The 2,292-nt window shown below is 66.7% G+C and carries 2 protein-coding genes and 1 pseudogene; all 3 read left to right on the top strand.

What is annotated here, in order from left to right; all coding sequences use genetic code 11:
* A pseudogene (locus tag BLS74_RS35475) lies at positions 1 to 119 on the top strand (chemotaxis protein CheW); the annotation flags it as partial.
* A 15-nt stretch (positions 120 to 134) separates the two neighbouring features.
* Complete coding sequence (locus tag BLS74_RS33485; protein ID WP_093112340.1) at positions 135 to 2,135, top strand: methyl-accepting chemotaxis protein; 2,001 nt, start codon at positions 135 to 137, stop codon at positions 2,133 to 2,135.
* 10 nt (positions 2,136 to 2,145) lie between these two features.
* A partial coding sequence (locus tag BLS74_RS33490) for a chemotaxis protein CheW (protein WP_170855817.1) occupies positions 2,146 to 2,292 on the top strand: 147 nt, incomplete at its 3' end.

Raw genomic sequence — 2,292 nt, forward strand, 5'->3', positions numbered from 1 at the left:
TGGACACGGACTACCTGATCGGGCTGGGGACGCTGGAGGAGCGGATGCTGATCCTGGTGGACATCGACCGGCTGATGTCGAGCGAAGAGATGGGCTTGATCGAAAAAATGGCCGCTTGAGCCAAGGGCCCCCACATGAAAGCAACGAATCCGTCGAGGCGAGCGCCTTCCTTTGTTTCGCTGGCGCGCATCCTGACCATCCGGGCCGGCGTGGCCATGCTGGCACTCACGGTGCTCATCCTGGCGGTCTTCTATGCGCTGGCCTCTGCGCAGCAGCAGCGCAGCGCCGCGCAGTACGCGAATGCGAAGGCCGAAGCCATTGCCCGGTCACTGGACATCTTCGACCAGACCATGCAGCTGAACACGGAGAACGCCTACGGCGTGTTCCGGCGCCAGTTCGCGGCCACCTTCGTCCTCGAGGACGCCGCGCAGGGCAGGTTGACGAACCACGGCGTTGCGCTCGACGGCAGCTCCACCGCCGAAGTGGATGCCTTCGCGCGCGACTTTCCCGGCGCCAACGCCACCGTGTTCGTGGTGCAGGGCGAGGACTTCCGGCGGATCACCACCTCGGTCAAGAAGGAGAACGGCGAGCGGGCCATCGGGACCCTGCTCGACCGCAAGAGCGGCGCCTATCCGGTGCTGCGCGCCGGCAAGAAGTTCGTCGGGCGCGTCACGCTGTTCGGACGTCCCTACATGACGGTCTATGAACCGGTGCGCGATGCTGCCGGCCAGGTCGTCGCCGTGCTCTACATCGGCCTGGACATTTCGCGGCAGCAGGCGTCCTTCGGCGAAGCGGTGAACAAGACCCGCATCTTCGACAGCGGCGGGCTCTACGTCGTCAATTCGAGCGGCGGTGCCGCGGCGGCGACGCTGGTGTTCCACCCGACGGCTGCCGGCAAGAAGCTGGCCGAAGTTCTTCCGCCGGGCGCCGATGCGGCGGACTGGCTCGCGCGCCTGGGCAGCGGCGACGGCACGTGGATCGACAACGCGCCTGCCGTGCTGGGGCAGGCGATCGAAGGACGGCGCTATGCCTCCGCGGCCAAGAGCGAAGCGAACGGCTGGCTGGCGGTAGCCGAGGTTCCCGCCTCGGAGGTGATGGCCGAGCTGTACCGCCAGATGGCCTGGCTCGCCGGTGCCATTGCCCTGGCCGCCGTGCTGCTGGGCATCGCCCTGGTCGTCTTCATTCGCCGCACCGTGCGGCCGCTGAGCCTGCTGAGCGAGCATGTGCAGGCCATCGGCGGCGGCGACCTGTCGCGGCAGCTGGCATCGGATCGCCGCGACGAGATGGGCGTCATCACCCGGTCCGTCGAATCCATGCGGGACGGCCTGGCGCGCGTGGTGAGCGGCGTGCGCGAGGGCACCGATGCGATTGCGACGGCCTCGGGGCAGATCTCCGCCGGCAACCAGAATCTCTCGTCGCGCACCGAAGAGCAAGCCAGCTCGCTGGAGCAGACCGCGGCTTCGATGGAAGAACTCACCAGCACGGTCAAGCAGAACGCCGACAACGCGCGCCAAGCCAACCAGCTGGCGCTCTCGGCCTCCGAGGTGGCGGTCAAGGGCGGCGACGTGGTCAGCCAGGTGGTCCACACCATGGCCTCGATCAATGCGTCCTCCAAGAAGATCGTCGACATCATCGGCGTGATCGACGGCATTGCCTTCCAGACCAACATCCTCGCTTTGAACGCGGCGGTCGAGGCGGCGCGTGCCGGCGAGCAGGGCCGTGGCTTTGCGGTGGTGGCTTCCGAAGTGCGCAACCTCGCGCAACGCTCTGCCGCCGCGGCCAAGGAAATCAAGGGCCTGATCGACGATTCGGTGGGCAAGGTCGATGCCGGCAGCCAACTGGTCGGCGAAGCCGGCAGGACCATGGAAGAGATCGTGGGCAGCGTGAAGCGGGTGACGGACATCATCGGCGAGATCACGGCGGCGAGCCATGAGCAGACCCAAGGCATCGAGCAGATCAACCAGGCGATCACGCAGATGGACCAGGTGACGCAGCAGAACGCGGCGCTGGTCGAAGAGGCCGCGGCTGCGGCGCAATCGATGCAGGAGCAGGCCGGCAACCTCGTGGAAGCGGTCAACGTGTTCAGGCTGGATGCCGGCACCCGGCCCGCTCTCCCCAAGTTTCAAACCTCATGAAGAGACGCAGATGAACGCAACAGACGCATCGAAGCAGGCCGCGAAGCCGCTGGAATTCCTTTCCTTCACGCTGGGCGAGGAGGAATACGGCATCGACATCCAGAAGGTGCAGGAGCTGCGCGGCTACGACGCGGTGACGCGCATTGCGAACGCGCCG

The sequence above is a fragment of the Variovorax sp. CF079 genome (assembly GCF_900101545.1).
In the GTDB taxonomy this organism is placed as follows: domain Bacteria; phylum Pseudomonadota; class Gammaproteobacteria; order Burkholderiales; family Burkholderiaceae_C; genus Variovorax.